Here is a 22,471-nt window from a genome sequence, read left to right as displayed (position 1 = left end):
GTTTCAAACAAGAATGCAACTGTAGGTAAACTCCAAGCCCCGATAGTCATTCTTGATTCCCAATCTAAAATCTAAAATCTAAAATCTAAAATTGTATGACGCACCCTACAAGTTTCAGTTTACCTGCTTCGACAAAATTAAATTAAGCACGTTCAACTCGTTGGAACTTAAAAGATATTTATCTGTAAAAATCTTTTCTCTACTTTGCTCTAAACTGTAGCTTCTAAACACGATAAATGGGAAATCTCGATACTTGTGCCCGATCGGCATTACACTATCTACAGGGTAGAGCGATCGCACATAAGCCGACAAAATATCCCGAAACCTCCTGTCTTCCGGTTCTTCCAGCCTGCTGTCAGCAAAATACTCCTGCATTTCCTCCCCGCTGACAAAAGCAAACAGCGGTATGGCATAATAGCGATCGAACTGCTGACTCTGCTGCTCAAGATACTGAGTTTTCTCGACTTCGCTGTTGAGAAATTGCAATAACTCGATCGCACCTCCTCTAATTGCCGATATCACATTCTCCGGGGACGAATCGCTATCCCTAATTAGACGCATTTTGTGCAGCAACTTCTTCTCTAGACATTCCTTAATTTCTCGATGAAGCGGCATCTGGTATGTTTCTACCAAAGTGCGATCGGCTAGAGGTACGATCAACAAACTACCGCAAACATGACCGAGTTCTAAATTATCATAGCTCAACAAACCATCAAGAGGATTGCACTTTTCCAAAAATTTACGATTAAAATCCTCCCGCATTTCCAGATAGGAATCGCCTTTTTGACGAGACTTATCACAATTTGTCAAAACAAACTCCCCGCGACCCAAAAGCTGTTCCAGACTCGTATAAACCTCCTTAAACAACATATTTCCTCGCTGGCTCTCGCTCTTTAATGTCTTAATTAGAGCAGCCATTTTGCTGCTAAAAGTATCCCCTACTGCGGAAACCGACTTACCGCCAATCGGAATCATCAAAAACTTTTCCCTACCTAAATAACCGTATCCCGAAATTCGCGTCATCACCGCCGTCTTGAGAATTAGCAATAAATTCAACAAACTCAATTTGCTTTCTTGCAGGGAAAGTTCCGCATCATCAGCGTAATAAACTGCGGTATCAGATAGGTAAAAAACCAATTCTTTGTCTTCACCATCAAGGGTTTTACCGTTGTCATATTCTCCGCGTCCCCGATAAATTACCTGTATCACTTCCATCAGATTTTTCTCTATTTGGAAGCGGGGAATATCCACTAAAATATGCTTAGTTTTTGGGAAAGAAAGTCCACGACTTCCCGATGCAGTCATAAAGATTACTTTAGCTGTATTTTTGTATTCCTGTATTTTTTCTTTCTCCTCTTCTGAGATATTAGCGTGAATTTCCAGATAATCGGTAAAAGGCTCAAACTTTTCGCGACTATCTTTAATGTTTTCAATTAATTCTGCCAATCTTTGCTTGTTTTGAATATATACTATAATTTGTTCCACACCGGGGATTGCTAATCGCTGATTGATATCCTCAATTATTTCAGACTGTACCCGCTTTACTAAATTACTATTCTGTTTTAAAGGCGCATCTTCCTGATATTTAACACTTTCTACAAATACCTTGTAAGTGATATCTAAACTGCGCGCCGGGTAGGAATTCGCATTAATCACCTTTGCAGGTAGATTGTTAAATTTAAAAGTAATAATTTGTAAATGTTGAATTTCTTCCGAATCTCTAGCTAACTTTTTAAAATAGATTTTGTCCGGTTCCGGTGACGTGTTATCAAGGTGTTGTTTGATGACATCAGGGTCAACTATCGAAGCATCTGCGACAATAATTTTAGTATTAAAGCCGTGTTCTCGCTTGTGCAAATCATGTTTTTTGACAATCTTGGCAATTCCGGCTAAAAACTCAACGCCACCACCATCTCCTGTAATTTCATCTATCATAATGAAAATATGTTTGAGGCGACTGGAGATTTCTTGCATCTTAGCGGGAATGACCCGTTTGTCCCGTTTATTGTAAGTATCTTGAAAAATTTTATCTAAATGTTCTAGGGTATTTTGTCGGTTTTCTTTCATCTTCACTGATTGAATAGAAACCGTAGCTACGATATTATTAGAGACCTGACTATTGAGCAGCGCGTATATACCCTCGCAAATGCTCTTAAGCACTCCATTTCCTTTGAGATTAACGGGTTTAATTACTGTTTCTCCCTTTTTTTGAAGTTCGGATTGATGATATTCCGTCCTCTGAATTTCTGAATTATCCTTGAGGAAGCGAACAGCTTTTTTGGGGAAATCTTCGCGATAGCTATTCGATGCGTACTTGACGGTACAGTATCCTGAATTGCTTTTGATGATATCCGCGTTAGTGTTGATACAAAATAATCGATCGTCGCACAGCAAACCCGTATTTTTATCTTTAAATTTTTCGATAATATCTAAGTTTACTTGCTTGCGGGGACTGACGTATAGGAATAAGAAACCATCATCCATATGGTCTTTTAGGAATTTTGCGATCGCAGTAGTTTTTCCAATTCCCGGATTCCCAGTCAAAAAGACGTAAGTTTCCTCAGATTGCAGTGCTTTGACAATCAATTGAGCGTGAGCATTTCTCAGATGTAATCCGCGATCGATCTGCAAGTTATCGGCCAGTTTATCTGAGATAATATCTAGGGAATTGACAAAGTTATCGATCCGCTCTGTATTACGTACAGGTGTAGAACTTTTGCCAATTGTCAACAAATCGCTGACAAACTTTTTGCCATTTTGAAAACTGCGAGCTGCGTTGAGTTGAATCGTATCTAAAACATCGCCGCGAGCATCGTTAATCTCTTTACCTTTGGGTTCATTCTGGTAAATTTTGGCACAATTCGCCAAGATGTCAATTTTATCACTGCGGAGGGAAATTGCGCTGATTGTGCGATCGCTATAACCGACAACATTCAACAACACCTCAGCACCATCAGGAATCATACCAGTCGTTTGCAGAAAACCGTAGAAGCTGTGAGCGTAGCTACCAGCCTGAATCAACTTAGCGCTTTCCTTATCCTTATACTTAAAAGCCGTAAAATAGCGGTTTAAACCCTCCGAAAAGTCAATACCTAAAGTGCTAGTATCGATTCGCAGATTAGAAAAAACACTTTTCGATCGCAAATAGCTAATTTCTCTGAGCAAAGACTTCCGCATCACCTCTATTTCGTTGAGATTATCGACTTTTTCCGAAGTCAACGGAGGAGTAAACACAGACAAATCAACGCACAGAATTCTAAAATCCTTACCATTTTGCAACAAAATCAGGGTATCAGCTTGCAAAAACTCGCCTTTTTTCTTGTAGCGGCGGATGTAGGAGTTAATCTCATCGTCTGAGAAATTTGGTTGCGCTGTTTCAAACTGAGATAATACCTTCTTAAACGCTTTAAAAACTTCTGTCTCATCGTCATTCTGGGTTCTAATACTGTTAGCACAACTCAAACTGCACTGAAAATACAAGATTTGCGATAACCTTAAAGTCCAGCCCGTAGATGTGAGGTACTCCCGGAAGAAATTCAACCCACCAATAAAGCCTTTTTGGACAAAAAATAGACTCCACTTCTCAACAATTTTAGCATCCAAACTACCGAGGAGATTAGCTTCCCTAGTTATTTCCGCCATCATCTTTGGCAATTCTAGTTTCTGCAAATCGAGACGGTAGGAATCTCCGAAATTGTGAGCTATATTTTCACGCTGAATATACGCCAGAATCCCAATATTAAAGCCCACCTCAAACAGCCGTCCACAATCTTCACCAATCATGATTAATACCTCCCTCATCCACATTCAAGACTTCTCTTACCTTATTCAAAAATGCCAGGGAATTAAAATCCGCACTACCGCCAGCATGACTAAATACAGATAAAGCACCCACCGATTCATCGCCAATAATTCGCTCGTAGGGGTCAAGTTTTAAACTAATATTGTGACGAGCTTCATACCGAGAAAAGTGGAATATTGTTAGATAATGTAGCAAAGTATTTTTGATTGCGCCATCATAAATCAAACCTTCACGAATATCTTGATCGTCTAGGATACCTTGATAGATATTCAACAGAGTCGAGTAGGAAATGACACCGTTATAAAAGTTCTTTTCCTCCCTGACTCTAATTCCGTTAAACAAGTTGAAAAACATCACAGCTTGCTGACTGGTATCTGCAAACAAGCTTTCAAGCTCCATTGCATCCTGAATGTAAAAGGATTTTCCCTTATCGCCTAGGAAACTGCGGACATAGTATTTATCAAAAAATATCGGATAAATCTTGATATCTCGCCTCTCTCCCTTCAAAGTTCGGAGAAGTTTTTTGGACATGAAAGACAATTCCTCATCTTCCTCAGTCTTAGTAATGTGCAGCGTACTCATGTAAGGTGCTTGCGAAATATATGCGAAATTCCGATATCCTTGCTGATAAAGCTGGCTCATGACATCTTCAAGGATTAACGGCTCAGAATAAAGACGGCTGACACTGTAATTCTCGGAAAGTGTTTTCAGCATTTCGACTTGAATTGTACTGTCATCTAGGCGATTGATTCCGACAATTTCTCCGATTAAGCTGGCTTGTCTTTGGAAGCGGTTTTGATTGCTTCTTTTCGCATCACTATCCCGGCTGGAAACGACAATAATTGCCAATTTATCCAACTCAGGAGCTAGCTGTACATTATCATCGAATCGAAACTTTTTAGGAAGGATTGAATACAGGGAACTCAAACCGTTACGAATTGTGTAACCATTGGGCGTTTTTCTAATCCGAAATCCTTGAGAAGTTGAGCGTTGTTTTTCACTCAAAATATGAGACAATGTTTTAGAAAGGTTAGCCATAAATTTTTCTGATGGCGAAGGGTGTTTGTCGTCACCTTCGTGGAGCCTCACCATCGGAATAAACAAGTTGTCTGCAGTGTTTTCGAGCAATATCCTCAGACAGATATAGGACAGCAGCAACATGGTAAACTTATAGACAAAAGCCGCCGCCGGTTGTAAACCTGTATCGCCACTGTCCAGTCGTCGGTTGTTATACCGGAATAACAGCAACTTATACTGTTTGAAAAAATTGTTATATGCACTCATCCGACTTTCGGGAACTGAAGCTACAGGCAAAATATCAACGTCTTTGATATTGTATTCCATGCTAAAATTTTGGCGTTCATCAGTTGGGAAATACCGGACATCTTCGATGCTGATATTGACGGGTAGCTGACAAAGAGATTTTTCATCGACACTAGGTTCTTTGACGGTAATATAATGAAGCGTTTGCTTGTAATTTCGCTCCATAATGTCATTAAAAAATTTACCATTCGTCAAAATATTGTCAATATCTTCTACCAGACCTATTTTGAGGTTTACGTGTCGCGTTTCTGTGCGGGTTGGTAAAATTGTTTGACGCTCCAGAAAGCCTTTTAGCATTCTTCTCAGATGCGTAATTTTGTGTTTTATGTTAAACTGATTAAGCCCTTTAATAAAGTTGCGAAAAAGCTCTTTTTTTTGCTCATCGTTAGAACCTTGCAAAACGGGCAATACTCTTTGTTCAAATAGGGCTATAGGCTGATGATTTAGTTCAGATTCCGGGTCGTAATTTTGTGCTAGTGGGTCATTGCGGGAAGCCAGCACAAAATAGTAGAGCAATGCTATTTTTAACAGTTTGCGGACGAAGGTTTCGGGATTAGAATCCTCATCAAATTCTGCTTGATGTTCTTCACTGTCGGGATTTAGCAGGTTCAGATAATACTCAAATACATCTTTTCCGCCGCGCGCTTGAACTGAGTTATCAAATTTGATTTTGAGGCCAAAGATAAACTTACGCTCGTTACGATAATTGTCCGTACTTTCTCCCAAGTAACCTGATACAATAGGAATAATGGGCAGTGCATCTAAAAATTCTGATCGGGCAAATATCTCTCTGTAATTAACTCGAACTCCAGCATAATTAACTTCGTAGTCGCCATCAGATTTACCTGGATCGTTGATGTATTCTTCTATTAATCTGAGGCGGCGAATTAAGTCTTCTAAATAGATGATACCTACAGTATCTGTGCTGCTCGCGCGGATGTGTTCTAGCAGATACTCTAAGTAAGTAATCTTAGCTTCTTTTTGAATTTGGCCGAGAGTTTCTTTGTCTACCAGTCGGATTAATTTGTGAAAATCCGAGTCAGGATTTTTAACCATCTCATCAAGACGGTGGTTAAGGTCTTCTTTCTCACTGCTAGTCTCGGCATTTTCATTGATATAGTTTTGCAAACCCTGCTTGAGTTCTTGTTCAAAAATATCAGTATTTCGGACGGTAACGGTCAATTTATGCAATTTTAAAGCTGCATGGCTTCCAGTACCTCGGCTTTCCAAAGTTAGCCTTTCTTTTTCTAAAGAAGGGTGGCGGGTGCCAAAATCGTATTTAAAGCCTAACTCTTGGCCGCTTCCCCGAAAAGAGGGTGAGTCTAAGGGACTAATCAAACTAGCGACAAACCTTTCAATAGAAGTATTTTGTGGCCGTTTAAATTCTAATTGCTGCCGCAAACACTGTTGAATCTGTCTAACTTGACTGCCAAAACGCTCCTCAATTTCCGGCGGTAAGTTAACAGTAGCAGAATGTGCTTGACGTTCCCAAGAACCCAGGGGTTGCCGCACTTGCTTGTTGGAAACATCCGCAGCAATGGTGTCAATATCAACTAGCAAGCGGCGGTTGTCTTCTGATACGCTAAACGGGTTTTTCGATTGCAAAATTTCTAAAATCTTGTCCAGCAAATCGCCATAGTCAACTGGAACTAAATCGCTGTCATCCAATCCTAAGATGTTCACCCTGTTAACCCCTTCAAAAAGCTTGAATCCACTCTTTCACGTCGTACTCAGTCCAAACCCCATTTACCCAATAAGGATCGGCTTCCACCAATTGTCGCACCTGCGCCTCATCTTCGGCTTCGTAAATTGCAAAAACTTTTGTTAAATCTTTGGTTGGCCCGATCGTACTTAACACACCCGATTCTTTTTGTTTGGCAAGTCCGGCCAAATGAGCGTCTCGAAAGGGAGCGCGTTTTTCTAGAACGTCTTCGCAGTAACTTCCCCACATTACATATTTGGTCACGGTTTTGAGCCTTGGATAAATTTGTTTAAAAGTTATTGTACAATAAGAGTAGCAGGATTTAACAAAAGTTTTTAAGATAAGATTAGTGAACCGCAGAGCGCACCGAGAGCGCAGAGGGAGAGGGGAAGAGTTGGGATTGTTAGATAGGAGGAGACAACTATGACTTTATTAGACATTCGTCTGCTGACTGTTCATGAATATGACCGGATGACGGAAATTGGTATTTTTGACGAAGATGAACGGGTGGAATTACTAGCAGGACAGATAGTAAAGAGGGCAGCAAAGGGAACAGCTCACGGTGTGGCCATTGCGCGCACGAAAATATTACTGGATAACCGTTTAGGAGAACAGATTTTTGTGCGGCTGCAAGACCCGGTTCGGATGAATAATTACTCGCAACCTGAACCGGATATTTCTGTAGTTATACCAGATCCACTTTACTATGAAGACCACCATCCAATTCCTTCGGAAATTTATCTGATTATTGAAGTTGCGGATACTACGCTGAGAACGGATTGCGGGATTAAAGCGAAAATTTATGCTGAGTCGGGAATTACTGATTATTGGGTTTTGGATGTGAATAATCGGCAACTCCACGTTTTTCGAGAACCGAGTCAGGATGGTTATCAAAGTAGGGTGATTCTTGCGGATGGTGATAGTATTTCTCTTTTGCGGTTTCCTGATTGTTCTTTTTTTGTGCGGGAGATGTTGCGGCCATTGGTGTCAATTTAACGCTTTTTCCCTGAGTCCGGCAGGGGTTGAAACCCCCGCCTCAAAGCTGAAGTCCTCTCAAGAGGACTGAAGAGTTCATTAGTTAGCAATTATGCACTTTAAACGGCTTTATTGCAAAAATTTGATATTTTCGCTTTGCTCATGCTCAAAATGGCACATTTACCTTGTAATGGGTAAGTCCTGTTAGTCCTCTTTAGAGGACTTTAGCTTTGAGCCAGGGAATTCATTCCCTGGCGGCCTCCATTGGTGAGTAGCAGCCTATTTTAGCTTCTCAAACTAACGCCGAACTTCTCAACTAAAACATCGCGTACTTTTTGTTGTGCCGGTTCGACATCAGTTTCGCTTAATGTTCGATCGCCCGCGCGGTAAATTAACCGAAAAGCCAAACTCCGCTGTCCCGCCGGCACGTTGTCGCCCCGATATTCGTCGAAAAGTTCCACGGAATCCAGCAAACTACCCGCCGCCTTTTTCATCGCACTCTGCATCTCTACAACCGGAACTTCAGCCGGTGCGAAAAATGCAATGTCTCTGTCAGAAGCGGGGAAACTTGAATACCCTGCGAATTTGCGAGTTAAGTTGTTCGATCGCCCTAATGGACTTAACAGCACCGCCAAATCTAATTGAAACACGTAAACCTGCTCAGGCAAATCCTTTTCTTGCTGCAATTGCGGGTGCAACTGTCCAAAAACTCCTAAATGTTTTCCGTTTAACGATAACGCAGCGGTGCGGCCCGGATGCAAGCGTGTATTCGAGGAATCGCTTTGATATTCTACCGACAAACCCAACTCTTGAAACGCGCTTTCCAAAACCCCCTTGGCCTCAAACCAAGTCAAAGGTCGATCGCGCCCTCCCTGCTGCCATTTCCACACAGTCGGATCGCCGCCGATAATCCCCGCCACTGCATCGGCTTCCTTCATTGCATCCCCATCTTTCCAGAAAATGCGGCCGACTTCAAAACCGTTTAGTGCCCCATTTCCCTGTTCCAAATTGTACCCGAAAGCATCAATCAAACCCGACAGCATTTCTGTCCGCAAAGCCGAATACTCCACAAACAGCGGATTCGCCAGCACAACCTGATTGTCTCCCTCAGTTTTCACCAAAGAATAGTGCATCAACTCCGTCAAACCTGCCGCCCGAAAAGCCGATCGCACATTGCGAATTGCTGCGTATTCCGGCGACAAATAACCGGGTTCCGTTTTGCTGGGCAAAGTATCGCAGAAATTGTCATAACCGTGCAGTCTGGCAACTTCTTCAATTAAATCAATTTCCCTTTCTAAATCGCGATAGCGGTAAGGCGGCACCGTCACATTCCAAACCCGCTCTTTTTCCGTTGGAACAACTTCGCATCCCAAGGCGGTGAGAATGTTTTTCACCTCTTCCGGTTCCAGATATTTAGAACCGCCGGTTTCTCCTCTTTTCAACTGCCCTAAAACCAGATTTACTCGGTCTAAACGCAATTCGAGCGATCGCGAAAAACTCAAATCCTCCCCCGAACTCGCCGTTTTCTGCACCGTCGCAGTGCCTCCAGCCAACTCCAAAATTAGGGCTACTGCGCGGTTGCAAGCCGTCGTCAAAGCCGCCTGATTCACCCCCCGCTCGTAGCGGATCGATGCCTCGCTACGCAGCCCTTGAGCGCGCGCAGAACGGCGAATCGTTGCCTGGTCAAAAATCGCTGCTTCCAAGACTAAATTTTGCGTTCCTTCATGAACTTCCGTATCTTCGCCGCCCATTACTCCAGCTAAGGCAACAGGTTTGTCGCTAGCAGTAATTAACAGATTTTGAGCTTGCAAATTGCGGTTTTGTCCGTCCAAAGTTTTGAAGGATTCGCCTGTTTTGGCAAAGCGGACGCCGATGCTTATATCTTGAGTACCGGTGAAAGATTGCAGGCGATCGCGATCGAAAGCGTGCAGCGGTTGTCCCCATTCCAATAAAATGTAATTAGTTACGTCCACCACATTATTAATCGGCCGCACTCCCGCCGCCTGCAACCGCTGCTGCAACCAAGCTGGAGAAGCACCAATTTTCACACCTTCAATTGCGGTGCCGATGTAAATCGGGCAGCCTTGCGGTTCTGATATTTCTACTGCCAAACCAGGACTTTCTTTGCCCTCAATCGCCACATCATTCGCTGCGGGAATTCTCAAACTCGCCCCAGTCAGCGCCGCCACTTCCCGCGCTACACCCACCATGCTCAAAGCGTCAGCACGGTTGGCAGTTGCGGTCAAATCTAAAATCACGTCATCTAAACCCAAAAGCGGGCGAATATCGCTGCCCAATTCGGGATTTTCTAACTCAAAAATGTGAATCCCGGCTGATTCTTTCGCCAGTCCCAATTCCGCCAGAGAGCAAATCATTCCTTCGGAAGGAACGCCGCGCAATTTAGCTGGTTTAATCTTTAAATCAATAGTCGATAAATAAGTGCCGACAACAGCGACAGGCACGTAAATGTCTGCCCTAGCGTTCGGTGCGCCGCAAACAATATTCAAAGCTTCTGATGAACCCACATCCACTTGACAAACTCTCAATTTGTCTGCATTCGGATGCTGTTCGCAGGCAATGATTTTGCCCAAAACTACGCCGCTTGCCCACGGGCGGCGGTCTTCAATTTCTTCCACTTCAAACCCAGCCATTGTCAGGGTTTCGGCTAATTCTTCCGGGGATATCGCCACATCCACTAATTCCCGGAGCCACTTTAGAGATATACGCATAATTTAGTCAGTAGTTAGTTGTCAGTGTTCGGTAGTTATTAGTCATTAGTCGGCGCCGACAGGCTACGACTTTTGAATCCCAGAATTTATTCGGGAAAGCTTTTCCTAGCATACTAATTCAATTTTGTCAATACTCTTATGGTACACATCAGCAAAAAGGAGGAATATGCCCAAAGGTCGATGTCTACTGGGGGATGAGTAGCATTCTCCTTCAGAGAATGAGGTATGCTAGAGACATCTAAAAACGTAAAAAGCATCTAAGTTTAGAAAGACTTTACACAAAAAAGGACAACTTTAGCAAGTCTTTAAACTATCTTCAAGGATAATCAACCGAAAAAACTCAGACCAGCGAGATAATCAAAATAGGGAAAAGATATCGGCATAAAAGACTTAGGTGCAATTCCAATTCGCCATCGAAGGCACGGCCAGCCGACAACTGATAGATTAGTATTTCTACCAGAAGCAGGAACAGGCAATTTGTGCAGTCGAGCGACGCTGACAAGATCAGAACAACATAGGCAAACTCAATCAATATGAGCTACTGCGTAAATCCGGGCTGTCCCCATCCTCAAAACCCTGCTGACTCTATTCTCCAGTGTCAGACGTGCGGTGCGCGGTTATTGCTGCGCGCTCGCTACCGAGTCATTGAACCGTTAGGCCAAGGAGGTTTTGGAGCTACATTTCTGGCAAAAGACATCTCATTGCCAGGTCAACCGAGTTGTGTAGTCAAGCAACTGCGACCCAGTAGTTCGTCGCCGCGAGTTTTAGAAATGGCGCGGGAATTATTCAAGCGAGAGGCAAAAACCCTCGGCCAACTGGGCGACCACCCGCAAGTACCGAGGCTGCTAGACTATTTTGAAACGGAACAGCAATTTTACTTAGTTCAAGAGTATGTTAAAGGCTCGACTTTGAAACAAGAAGTCAAGCACTCAGGCCGTTTCAACGAATCCGACGTTAAAAATTTTCTATTAGAAATTCTGCCAGTAGTGCAATATATCCACAGCCAAGGAGTAATTCACCGAGACATCAAACCCGCAAATATTATTCGCCGAGTTCAAGACGGCCACTTAGTTCTGATTGACTTCGGAGCGGTAAAAGACCAAGTTAGCCAAACAATATTATTAGACCCCGCCGACCAAAGCGCCAACACGAAATTTTCAGTCGGCACATTTAGTTTTGCCCCCCCGGAACAAATGGCGCTGCGGCCGATATTTGCCAGCGACATCTACGCGGTGGGCATGACTTGCTTGTACTTGCTGACAGCAAAATCGCCCAAGGATTTAGATTTTGATGGAGTAACCGGCGAAATTGTTTGGCAGCCCCATGTTCAGGTGAGTCCAAATTTTGCGCGGATTCTCGAAAAAATGCTGAAGCCTATGGTTGGGCACCGCTTCCAATCGGCAGCAGATGTCCTCAGAGCTCTCTCCGGCGAATTTGAAGACCCAAGTCTTATGGATGGCTTGGCAACTCAATTCAACGCCTCTTCTCGTACAGTTGAAGAACCGACAATATTTAATGACGAGGGTTCTTCGTGGTCACCGCCGAGGAGCAAAATCAATCAAGATTTACGATCGAATCAAAGCCGCATTGGTAGAACTTCCTTCACGCAATCCGGGAACACGGGGATGCAGCCGAGAGTTTCCCGAAGTCTGGCTGAGTCCGGCAGAACTTTCGGAACCGTTGGACCTTCTAGCGGCAATTTAGCAGCGTCAAAGGTATCGAAAGTTGCTCCTAAGTGGGACACCAACAGCGTGCGAGCGGCATATTTTAAAGGCAAGCGCGATTTTGCTGACTGCGAACTGTCTGGCCTGCAACTGCAAAAAGCCCAGTTAGCGGGGGGGAATTTTTATCAGGCTAGGTTGGTGAAGACAAATTTGCAAGCAGCGGATTTGTCGGGGGCAAATTTGGGTCACGCGAGGTTAATTCAGGCGAATTTGCGAGATGCTAACTTGACTGAGGCTTATTGCAGCACTGCCAATTTTGAAGGCGCGGATTTCCGAGGTGCTGACTTGACGGGGGCTTATTTGACTAAGGCGAATTTGCGGGGAGCAAATTTGTGCGGGGCAAATCTTACGAACGCTACAGTTTCTGAGGAACAACTGGCAATGGCAAAGACCAATTGGCTTACTGTTAAGCCGGATGGCAAACGGAGTTTTGGATTTTAATAGAAGGAAGAAGGAAGAAGGAAGAAGGAAGAAGGAAGAAGAAAAAATGCTCCTACTCTCCCACTCTCCCAGTCGTCCACTCTCCCCACTCCCCACTCCCCCAGTCAGGTGAGTCGTCAGGAGGAAGTTCGATCGCCCCAATGCCGCCTAAATTAAAAACTAGGAATGGAGGATTCGATCGCACTCAACATGAAACTGCTCAACCCCCGCACTCGAATGCTTCTGTACACCGGCATCCTGGCCCTGGCCTACTTTGTTACCGGAAAACTCGCAGTGTCGATGCTGGGACTGGTGAAAGCCGAACCCTCCCCCGTGTGGCCGCCCGCCGGTATTGCTCTAGCGGCACTGCTACTGCAAGGACGACGGATGTGGCCGGGAATTGTCCTCGGTTCGGTGCTGTTAAACTCTACCGGCGGTATACCGTCGGCTGTAATTGTCACATCGGCCTTTAGCGTCACCCTGCAAGCGCTGGCTGGAGAGGCTTTGCTGAGGGAGAGCGGATTTTCTACCAAACTCGATCGATTGCGAGATGTTCTGGCTTTAGTGGCGGGCGCTGTCATCGGGTCTACTTTCCTCGGCTCTATCCTCGGCAACTTGGGAACGTGCATTTTTGGTTGGGCTCAGTGGAGCAATTTCTCTCGCAACTGGTGGACTACGTGGCTCGGAGACGGCATGGGAATTTTGCTCGTGACGCCAGTGCTGCTGACTTTAAACCACGCCGTTAAGAGTTTTAAATTTCCCTTAAAAACCCCCATTTTTTCAACTTTTATCGCACTTTTTAAAAGACAGAATAATCAATTATCACTTACTAATTCCCAACTAACAATTGCTAATCGCACACACAAATTTCCTGCAACTGAAAACCGTTACAATCTTATATTCTTAATTATTAATTATTCAGAAATAGCGCTCTGGCTGACTCTATTGCTGAGCGTTAGCTGGCTGTTTTTTTGCTCGAAAACACAGGCGGCGATCGCTCAGTATCCGCTGGAGTATCTGCCTTTTCCTCTGATAGTTTGGGCCGCCCTGCGGTTTCAACCGCCGGGAGCGATTTTTGCTTATTCGATCGTGTCTTACATCGCGATTTTGGGAGCAGTCCAGGGAGGCGGCCCGTTTTTCGCCAAAAGCGATAATCTCAAACAAGCGGTGTTATTTTTACAAGCTTTTACCGGTACGATCGCCCTTGTGGCTCTGATGTTGGCGGCAGCCGTAGCAGAACGCCAGCAAGCGCTTTTTGAGGTGCGCCGCACGGCGGCGGCGCTGCGATCGCGCGAAGCTAGTCTGGCGAACGCTCAGCGCATCGCTCAGTTGGGCAATTGGGATTTAAATTGCACCGCCGTCGCAGCAACTGAGAACTTTCAGGAATCGTCAGAACACTGTACACCCAACAGCGAATTGCGGTGGTCGGACGAACTTTACCGCCTCTTGGGTTTTGTTCCGGGAACTGTCAAACCGACACCAGAAGTTTTTTTGCAGGCGGTACATCCAGAAGACCGAGAATTGGTGGCGCGATCGCAGCGCCAAGCTATGTTTGAGCACAAACCTTATTGCATTAACTACCGAATTGTGCTGGCAGACGGCTCCGAACGCACTGTCTGCGAACAGTCGGCCATTCAGTCAGGGGCGATCGCAGCCACAGTCCAAGACGTTACCGAACGCCACCGCGCGGAAACCGCTTTGCGGGCGTCCTCCGATCGCGATCGCTTGCTCTCAGAAATCGCCCTGCGAATTCGCAACTCCCTCGACCTCGAAGAAATTCTCAACACTACTGTTGCCGAAGTCCGGCAATTTTTCAAGGCAGACCGCGCTTTCATCGGTATTGTGGACGCGCATGGGGTACATCTTCCTAGCCCGGTGTACGGTAAGGTTGTGGCTGAGTCTGTGGGAAGCCAATGCCGTTCTATTCTCGGGTGGGTGCTCGCTGATGAGAATCAGCTCGAAAACTTGAGAACGTTTTATGCCACCAACCGTGTCCGATCTATCTCCGATACTGCTAGCGTTCAACTCAGCAGTGCAGTTGCCCAAATATACAGCGACTATCAAATTAGAGCGACGTTAAATGTGCCGATCGTCCTGGGCGATGAATTGTTCGGGATCTTGGCCGTCAACCAGTGCTCCGGGTCCCGCCAGTGGCAGGAATTTGAAATTGATTTGTTAGAAAAACTCGCTACCCAAGTGGCGATCGCTCTCCAGCAAGCCCAACTTTTGCAGCAGGTAAAAGCTCTCAATGCCAACTTGGAATCTCAAGTGGAGGAACGCACCCGCCAACTACAGCAAAAAATGCACGAACTGCAAGAAAGCAACCGCCTCAAAGACCTATTTTTGCACGCAGTTTCTCACAATCTCCGCACTCCAGTTATGGGAATGTTAATACTGCTGAAAAATTTGCTCAACAAATCGGCCTCTGATTCTCTACAAGATGTTCCGGTTTCTCGATCGATTTTGGAGCGGATCGTTCAAGCCAGCGAACACCAATTGACTATGGTTAATGCCCTGCTCGACGCTCACGCTAGCGAGGTCAAAGGTATTGTTCTCAATACTGTACCGCTGCACTTACAGTCTTTAACTTCAGAAATTGTTGGCGATTTAGAACCGATACTGGCCAAAAACCAAGCAACTTTGACTCAGGAAATACCGACGGATTTGCCGAGAGTCTATGGCGACAGCAAACACTTGCAGCGGGTGTTGGAAAATCTGTTGACTAATGCTATTAAACACAATCATCCGGGAGTCAATATCGCTTTTAAAGCCGAAGTAATAGAAGTTGAAAAAACGCTAATTTTTGAAGAAAATTCACAGGTTTTAACATCTCAAAATACTCAGCTCGCCGGTTGTATCGCTAACCGGATATCTTCTGGGGGCGATCGTCCTAGGATAGGCGAGACCACCCAGAAAAATCAGGAAACCCTGACCAAATTTAACCTCGACGGCAGTGGCAAAATGCCTCGCTATCAGGGGCAAATTGGCAATATCGGCAGCAAATTGCCCGGAGTCACCGTAAAAATGGTTCGCTGTACTGTAACAGATAATGGAGTGGGAATCAGCGCCAAACAGCGGGAATCTCTATTTGAACTTTACGTTCACGACCCTAATAGCCGACAATTAACAGGGCTGGGTTTGGGCTTGTACCTGTCCAAGCAAATTATCAAAGCTCACGGCGGCGAAATCGGCGTCGAAAGCACTCCCGGAGGTGGCTCGACTTTCTGGTTTTCGCTACCTGCTGTCAACTCGGACGATCGCTCTTTGCCAGTCTAAAATCTAAAATCTAAAATGGTATGAGCTATTTGGGCAACGCAAAATCTGTTCAGGGGTTAACGGTTTATGAGGTGTGGCGCGATCGCTTCCTCCGAGATCGGCTGCGCCCTGCTGTGGGAATTGCCATCTTTTTTGCCTTCACAATAACTGTCTATTTTCTTGGCGAAAGATTCTTCGCTCGCCAGGAGTTTAAAAGTGTTTATTTGTACACGAGCGCTGCTGTAGAATTGGGTTTGTTGACCTGTTTTGTGTTGCAAAAAACCTCCTTCGGACAGCGCTATCCCGGTTTGCTATTTTTGGGTTTTTCGTGGTCGCTGACGGTGATTGTACAGCTTGGGTTAGCTGTCGCACAAGCCGGGGAATTACCAATTTTTACCTGGAGTTTAGCGTTTCTGATCCAAGCTACGCTGATGCCCGTCCGCTGGCGCCTCCATTTGATTTCTCAACTCGGCGTTTTGTGTTGCCACGTCGGGATAAATTTGGTTTTAAATCTAAGTTTTGCTAAGTATACTCCTTTTAAGTTGACCGGGTTTTACTTATATTTGTTTTGGTTTTGTTTGATTTGCGATTTGTCGGTTTATTGGTACGAATGTCTGCAACGGAAAGAGTTTAGTACGAGGCGTGAGTTGGAATCTGCTTACCAGCAGTTGGAGGTGGCGGAAGCGAAGTACCGCAGCATTTTTGAGAATGCCGGCGAGGGAATTTTTCAAAGCACTCCCGACGGCCGGTACATTACTGCAAATCCTGCTTTGGCGCGGATTTACGGCTGCGATTCTCCCGAAGAAGTGACGGCAAAGTTTACTGATATCGAGCGGCAGTTGTATGTCGATCCGGCTCGCAGAAATGAGTTTTTGCGATCGATCGAGAAAAGCGGCACAGTATCGGATTTTGAATCTAAAATTTACCGCTCAGACGGCAGTATTGTCTGGATTTCTGAGAAGGCGCGGGCGGTACGCGACAGCAGCGGCGCCGTGCTTTATTATGAGGGTTTAATTGAGGATATCACGCAGCGAAAACAGGCACAAGAATCGCTGCGGCTGTTTATCCACGCTCTTTCTCACGACTTGCGAAACCCGGTGGCGGGAATGTTAATGGTGCTGAAAAATTGGCAGACGAAACCTGGGGATTCGATCGCAATTCCCCGTTCTGTTTTGGAGCGGATGATTCAAGGTAGCGAGCAGCAATTGCGCTTGATAAATTCGCTGTTGGAAGTTCACGCCGGGGAATTGCGCGGTTTGGTTCTGCACTGCGATGCCGTTGATTTGAGGGCGGTAGTTGAAGCTGCTGCGACAGATTTGGAGCCTTTAATGAATGAGGGTAAAGCTACTTTTAAAAATTTGGTGCCGGATAATTTGCCAGCCGTGAATGCTGACAAAACTCAGTTGTGGCGCGTATTCTCTAATTTAATTGCTAATGCTTTGAAACACAATCTGCCGGGACTAAATTTAACAGTTTCGGCTCAAGTAATCAAGGCGGGAAAATTAATTATAAATCAAAGCACAGCAAAACAAGACATCCACAAATTACCGATTACCAATCCACAATCCCCAATTACCAATTTCCAATCCCCAATCCCCAATTCCCCAAGTAGCATGATTTACTGTACCGTTGAAGATGACGGGGTGGGAATATTGCCGGAACAGTGCGAACATCTTTTTGACCTTTACGTTAGGGGCGATCGCTCCCGACACTCCGTCGGTTTGGGTTTGGGTCTATATCTTTGTCGGCAAATTATTGGTGCTCACGGCGGCCAAATTGGGGTAATTAGCACTCCCGGTGCTGGGGCAAGTTTTTGGTTTACTTTGCCGCTGGCTGAGAATTTCCGGTAATTTTTTTGTATTTTTAATTACATTTAATCTAGCAATCGTCCCAGATATTTAGAACGTTATTAATTGCTGAAACCCTTGCGAAATATGCTTCTTCCTTCTGCCTGCGGCTATACTTTTGTTGTGCCGTCGCAGGTGCTTTTTGAGTGGTTCAAGCCAAATCTGTCGATCGGACTATTTCGATCAGACTATTGATATTAATTTAAAACCGTGGTATACTTACCCAAAGTTTTTAAACGAAAAATAAATTTCCGATCTTTACATTTTCTTTAGAAACATCATTTAATCTAGAAAATCTCTAAAACTAGATAAAAAATATGCAATTTATGTTTGTCGAGCAAAGCTCAGAAAATACAGCTAAAGACGATGCAGCTAAGTACGACTCAGCTAAATATAACGAGCGGTCGTTCTCAACTTTAATGCGGGCGCTCCGTCTTTCCCAAGGTTACTTTTCTTTCGTTTTAGTCAACTGCAACTCGCTAACTTTGCGGCAGCAAATAGTCGATCGGCTGCAAGTAAATTGTCCCGTGAAACCGCAGCAACTGCTTTTGTCCGAATCGGCGACAACTCTCTACACGACAATTGCAGCAGAAATAGACGGCGAAAAGCCTCCAGCTTTAATGCTCCTCGGTTTGGAATCAGTGGAGGCGATCGATAGATTGCTCGTTTCTACCAACCTACTATGCAGCGAATTCAGCAAAGCATTTTCGTTTCCCCTCGTCTTTTGGGTGACTGATGATCTTCTGAGAAAAATCATTCGCACCGCCCCCGATTTATACAATCGGATGACGACAATTAGATTCATCAGTAATTAGTAATCAGCCCATCGATTTTAGATTTTAGATTTTAGATTTTAGATTTTAGATTTTTAACAGTCAACAGTCAACAGTCAACAGTCATCAGTCAACAGTCAACAGTCATCAGTCCTTAGTCAAGTGTTAAATTCCGCTTCCCAAATCAGGACTAATTCTCGCGCCGCCGCCGTTTCCTCAGCAGGAAAACCTGCCAAAAAGCCTTTATCTGCCGCCACGTCATAAGGCCCTTCCTTGAACTCCAAAATCACAGTATCCGGTGCCAAAGCTACTAACGTGTGAATAGTACCCTCTGGAAGTTCGACAGCGCGAGTCGGGCCGGCAGCGCTGACTCGCAAGGAGCGCAGGATTTGACCGTTTTCGTTCAAAATAACAATACCGACTTCTCCTTGAATCACGGCAAAAAACTCAAAACCGTTAATTGCAGGCGGGCGCAGGTGTTGGTGAGGGCGGACGTAAGTGCCCGGTTGCAACACGTTGACAAACCGCTGCACTTTTTCAGACAAATCGTCGTGGAAATTGTAGTTTTGTCGCTGTCGGGGACTGCGGCGGGAGGAAGCGGCAACTTCGTCTAGCAATTCTTGCGTCAGCAATTTGATCGGAGGGGACTGCACAACAGATATCCTGTATTTAATAGTTTTTGAACAAATGGGCTAGTCTGGGATCATCGTTATCAGCATCTCTTGACACATGGAAATCGCAACTCAGGTGCGTATCACTAAGGCAATGCGTTTGTCAAGTATCTTTAGAAAAAGTATTAGCCCGATCGCCCTTTCGACTATTCTAGTCTGCGCCAGTAGCGTTTCTGCCTCTGAACCGAGGCCGGCACTGTTAATTCAGCAGGAATTCCCACAGCAGCAAGTTAAAGAAGAAATTCGCGATCGAGTTCAAGAAGAAGTTGACATTGCTTTCGGGCGCACGGCGGTACTGCTGAACGGGCTGATAATTGCCCTAACTTTGTTTCCGACAGCAGCCGGAGTCGGGGTTTGGTTTCTGTTGAACAAATTGGCCAAGCAGACAACAATGGCCCGCCAAGAAATTGAAAGTCTCCATTACGATACAATCTCTCAATTAAAACTATTAATTTCGGACGCTGAAACTATCTTAGGCGAAATTCAACAGCAAAGTCATCCGGCAGAGGCAGAAACAGACCTTTTATTCCCCGATGCCCAAATTCAAGAATTTGCTCCGGTTAACTATGGCAATTACCAAAAGTTATTGACGGCCGGCGACTATGCTAAACAGGGAGATGCTTGTTTCTTTGAAAACCGTTATCAAGATGCGATCGCAGCTTACGATCAGGCCCTGCAAATTCAGCCGGATTTAGCCGATACTTGGAATAACCGAGGAGTAGTGCTCACGAGAATGCAGCGGTATCCAGAGGCGATCGCCTCTTACGAACAAGCTACTACAATTCGTCCGAATTATCCCGATGCTTGGAACAATCGAGGCGTGGTATTGTTGGAGTTGCAGAAGTACCAAGAGGCGATCGGCTGTTACGAACAGGCAATTCAAGCCAAACCCGATTATGCCGATGCTTGGAACAACCGAGGCGTTGCTTTTTCCAAAATGCAGGAGTACGAACAAGCAGTTATTTCTTACAATCAAGCCCTACAAATTAAAAATGATTATACTGACGCTTGGAACAATCGAGGCGTGGCACTCTCCAAATTGCAAAAATACGAAGCTGCGATTGATTCCTACGACAATGCTGCTAAAATCCGGCCTGACTTTTACAGAATTTGGTATAATAAAGCCCGATGTTATGCCTTACAAGGTAAAATTGAATTAGCAATTGAAAATTTAAAGCGCGCCCTCAATCTTAATCCCAATGTGTGTAAAGAGTTGGCAAAAAGTGAAGCTGATTTAGAAAAAATTCGCGAACACGACGCATTCAAGCAGTTGATTAATTGAGCGGAACTAAGTAGATGAGTGGGAAAATACATACAGCCTATTCCAGGTTTATGAAGTGTAGGGACAAAGGTTTTCGCCTTTTCCCTACGGGGATAGAACGATAGGCGGGGGTACTTCATAAACATAGAATCTGCTTTAAGTAGTCAAAAGCGAGTGAAACGAAGCTATTGGCTTTCGGTTCTGGCAGTTGTACATTCGGTTATACAGCAAGGTTTATTTGTGCCTACCTACTTACTTCTGTTTGATTACTACCAAAGTAATGTCATCAAATACTTTTTGCTCCCCGATGTATCGCCGCACGTCGTCAATAACAGCTTGCTTGATTTCTGTTGCTGACTGTTCCCTGTTAAGGACAACAACTTCAATCAATGGTTCGATACCGTATTGATCTTTCTTCATATCAAAAGCTTCGGTAATTCCATCTGTGTAGAGTACGACAACATCCCCCGAATTCAATTGTATGTCAGTAGTAGCAATGAAATCGGCAATATCTGCTTCCAAGGCGATGGGAAAGCCTAACTCCATGGTATCAATCCGCTCTACTTCGCCGCTGGAACGCACGACAATCACCTCTTCGTGCTGTCCGCTCAAACGCAGGATGTTGTCCCCCCGATATTCCAGCAAAGAAAGGCTCATATTTTTCCCGGAATCCATGCGATCTACGTTGTCAAAAAGCGTTTGGTTGACGGTCTGCAATAATTTAACGGGGTCGGTTTCATTGTGGATCAACAAAGTGCGAATTGCTGTTTGCGCCATAATCATTAACACGCCACTTTCTAAACCGTGTCCTGTCACGTCGCCGATGCCAATTGTGGCTTTACCGCCGTAATTTAGTACGTCGTAGTAGTCGCCACCGACTTCATCAGCCGGTTCCATGAATCCAGCTATTTCTAGCCCTTCTATTGACTCTAATTCCTGCTGTTTAGGCAAAATCATTTGTTGCAGGCGGCGGGTTACGTCTAGTTCCGCACTCATGCGAAGGTTTTCTACTTTTAGCCGTTCGTTCAAAACCAATATTTCTCTATTAGCTTGGGCTAATTGTGCGGTGCGTTCTTCTACTTTTTGTTCTAGGGTTTGATAAAGTTGGGCATTTTCTAGGGAAATAGCAGCTTGGGCAGAAATTATGCTCAATACTGCTAATCTGTCTGCTGTAAAAGCGCCAGTTGCGAGATTGTTTTCTAGATACAAAATGCCGATGAGTTTGCCTTGATTGATGATGGGGGCGCACAAGACTGATTTGGGTTGATTAATTGCAATATAAGGCTCTGCGGTAAAGGTTCCTTCGCGGACGGCATCGTTTAAAACTACATCTGACTGAGTTCTTGCGACATAATTGATAATAGATGTCGGGAGATTTTGACTGTTATTAACAGCAAGAGATTGCAGGACTTGGACGGAACCGTCAACGTCTCCGGCAGCTTCAATTCTGAGTTCGCCCCTGCTGTTTAGCAAGATGAGAAAACCTTTTTGAGCTCCGGCATTTTCAATGGTAAGTTTAATTAAGTTTGACAGTAAGGATGCTAATACTACTTCGCCGGATATTGCTTGCGATGCTTTGATTACTGTGGTAAAATCCAGCATAAACGAGCTGCTGCTGCCTGTGGATGTTGGCCGAACGGATGTTTGTGTGCCAGAAACGCTCGTGCTTCTTGATGTTTGTCTCAGCAATAGCTGCGGGTAGCGGGTATCTAAGTCTTTAACTTTGGCGGATGCACCCCAGCGGAGATAGGAATAGCGGGCATTTTGCAAGTAGGTTTTGGCAATTAGAGTTTTATTTTTAGATATGTAAAACTTAGCAGCTAGTTCGTAGGAGAGGGCTTCTTCATTGAGATACTCGTTTTCTCGGGCGGAGGCGACCGCGCGATCGTACCAGTCCATTGCTTCAAAGTTTGGGAGCATCTCAATTTGGCAAATAGACTGCTAGCAGGTAAAATAAACAGACTACATCAGGGGAAAAAATGAGTATAA

11 protein-coding genes and 1 pseudogene are annotated in these 22,471 nt (G+C 44.8%); 6 read left to right on the top strand and 6 right to left on the bottom strand.

The window, feature by feature from the left end:
- Positions 1-114: 114 nt before the first annotated feature.
- The 3 genes from QUB14_RS22620 to QUB14_RS22610 are packed head-to-tail and all read right to left on the bottom strand — an operon-like array spanning position 115 to position 7,091.
- The gene (locus tag QUB14_RS22620; protein WP_333219521.1) at positions 115-3,783 is read right to left on the bottom strand and encodes a helicase-related protein; all 3,669 of its coding nucleotides are present in this window, start codon (positions 3,781-3,783) and stop codon (positions 115-117) included.
- Positions 3,773-6,808: a hypothetical protein gene (locus QUB14_RS22615; protein ID WP_333219523.1), complete on the bottom strand. Its 3,036-nt coding sequence runs from the start codon at positions 6,806-6,808 to the stop codon at positions 3,773-3,775. The genes QUB14_RS22620 and QUB14_RS22615 overlap by 11 nt, the downstream gene beginning before the upstream one ends.
- A gap of 13 nt (positions 6,809-6,821) precedes the next feature.
- On the bottom strand, positions 6,822-7,091 hold the full coding sequence (locus QUB14_RS22610; protein ID WP_190662223.1) for a YciI family protein: 270 nt from the start codon (positions 7,089-7,091) through the stop codon (positions 6,822-6,824).
- Between the two features lie 159 nt (positions 7,092-7,250).
- On the opposite strand from QUB14_RS22610, the gene QUB14_RS22605 reads away from it, so the two are divergent.
- Positions 7,251-7,823 (top strand): Uma2 family endonuclease, encoded by a 573-nt coding sequence (locus tag QUB14_RS22605; RefSeq protein WP_333219525.1) that lies wholly within the window; start codon positions 7,251-7,253, stop codon positions 7,821-7,823.
- 263 nt (positions 7,824-8,086) lie between these two features.
- Here QUB14_RS22605 and pheT read toward each other — a convergent pair whose 3' ends face one another.
- Positions 8,087-10,531 (bottom strand): phenylalanine--tRNA ligase subunit beta, encoded by a 2,445-nt coding sequence (gene pheT / locus QUB14_RS22600; protein ID WP_333219527.1) that lies wholly within the window; start codon positions 10,529-10,531, stop codon positions 8,087-8,089.
- 533 nt (positions 10,532-11,064) lie between these two features.
- Between pheT and QUB14_RS22595 the strand changes: the two genes are divergently transcribed.
- The 4 genes from QUB14_RS22595 to QUB14_RS22580 all read left to right on the top strand — a co-directional run bounded on the left by QUB14_RS22595 (position 11,065) and on the right by QUB14_RS22580 (position 18,592).
- Positions 11,065-12,696, top strand: coding sequence for a serine/threonine-protein kinase (locus QUB14_RS22595; protein ID WP_333219529.1), 1,632 nt, complete (start codon positions 11,065-11,067; stop codon positions 12,694-12,696).
- 165 nt (positions 12,697-12,861) lie between these two features.
- Positions 12,862-15,951 carry an MASE1 domain-containing protein gene (locus QUB14_RS22590; RefSeq protein WP_333219530.1) on the top strand — a complete coding sequence of 1,030 codons (3,090 nt, stop codon included), beginning with the start codon at positions 12,862-12,864 and terminating at the stop codon, positions 15,949-15,951.
- 20 nt (positions 15,952-15,971) lie between these two features.
- Positions 15,972-17,780 (top strand): PAS domain-containing sensor histidine kinase, encoded by a 1,809-nt coding sequence (locus QUB14_RS22585; protein WP_333219532.1) that lies wholly within the window; start codon positions 15,972-15,974, stop codon positions 17,778-17,780.
- A 314-nt stretch (positions 17,781-18,094) separates the two neighbouring features.
- Positions 18,095-18,592: a hypothetical protein gene (locus QUB14_RS22580; protein WP_333219534.1), complete on the top strand. Its 498-nt coding sequence runs from the start codon at positions 18,095-18,097 to the stop codon at positions 18,590-18,592.
- Between the two features lie 116 nt (positions 18,593-18,708).
- On the opposite strand, the gene QUB14_RS22575 is transcribed toward QUB14_RS22580, so the two are convergent.
- The gene (locus QUB14_RS22575; RefSeq protein ID WP_190662213.1) at positions 18,709-19,203 is read right to left on the bottom strand and encodes a WbuC family cupin fold metalloprotein; all 495 of its coding nucleotides are present in this window, start codon (positions 19,201-19,203) and stop codon (positions 18,709-18,711) included.
- A 76-nt stretch (positions 19,204-19,279) separates the two neighbouring features.
- Between QUB14_RS22575 and QUB14_RS22570 the strand changes: the two genes are divergently transcribed.
- Positions 19,280-20,503, top strand: coding sequence for a tetratricopeptide repeat protein (locus tag QUB14_RS22570; protein ID WP_333219537.1), 1,224 nt, complete (start codon positions 19,280-19,282; stop codon positions 20,501-20,503).
- A 231-nt stretch (positions 20,504-20,734) separates the two neighbouring features.
- Here QUB14_RS22570 and QUB14_RS22565 read toward each other — a convergent pair.
- Positions 20,735-22,393 (bottom strand): annotated as a pseudogene (locus QUB14_RS22565) (SpoIIE family protein phosphatase); the annotation flags it as partial.
- Positions 22,394-22,471: the final 78 nt, after the last annotated feature.

Origin of the sequence: Microcoleus sp. B3-D2, from assembly GCF_036705345.1 — a bacterium.
Classification (GTDB): domain Bacteria; phylum Cyanobacteriota; class Cyanobacteriia; order Cyanobacteriales; family Microcoleaceae; genus Microcoleus.
Note: the sequence above shows the minus strand (reverse complement) of the source record. Positions and strands in the feature narration are given on the sequence as shown.

What these genes read in the sequence shown, in the direction of transcription:
- pheT (WP_333219527.1), bottom strand. Translation starts at nt 10,531, where the DNA reads ATGCGTATATCTCTAAAGTGGCTCCGGGAATTAGTGGATGTGGCGATA.
- QUB14_RS22605 (WP_333219525.1), top strand. Translation starts at nt 7,251, where the DNA reads ATGACTTTATTAGACATTCGTCTGCTGACTGTTCATGAATATGACCGG.
- QUB14_RS22620 (WP_333219521.1), bottom strand. Translation starts at nt 3,783, where the DNA reads ATGATTGGTGAAGATTGTGGACGGCTGTTTGAGGTGGGCTTTAATATT.
- QUB14_RS22570 (WP_333219537.1), top strand. Translation starts at nt 19,280, where the DNA reads ATGGAAATCGCAACTCAGGTGCGTATCACTAAGGCAATGCGTTTGTCA.
- QUB14_RS22585 (WP_333219532.1), top strand. Translation starts at nt 15,972, where the DNA reads ATGAGCTATTTGGGCAACGCAAAATCTGTTCAGGGGTTAACGGTTTAT.
- QUB14_RS22595 (WP_333219529.1), top strand. Translation starts at nt 11,065, where the DNA reads ATGAGCTACTGCGTAAATCCGGGCTGTCCCCATCCTCAAAACCCTGCT.
- QUB14_RS22580 (WP_333219534.1), top strand. Translation starts at nt 18,095, where the DNA reads ATGCAATTTATGTTTGTCGAGCAAAGCTCAGAAAATACAGCTAAAGAC.
- QUB14_RS22590 (WP_333219530.1), top strand. Translation starts at nt 12,862, where the DNA reads ATGGAGGATTCGATCGCACTCAACATGAAACTGCTCAACCCCCGCACT.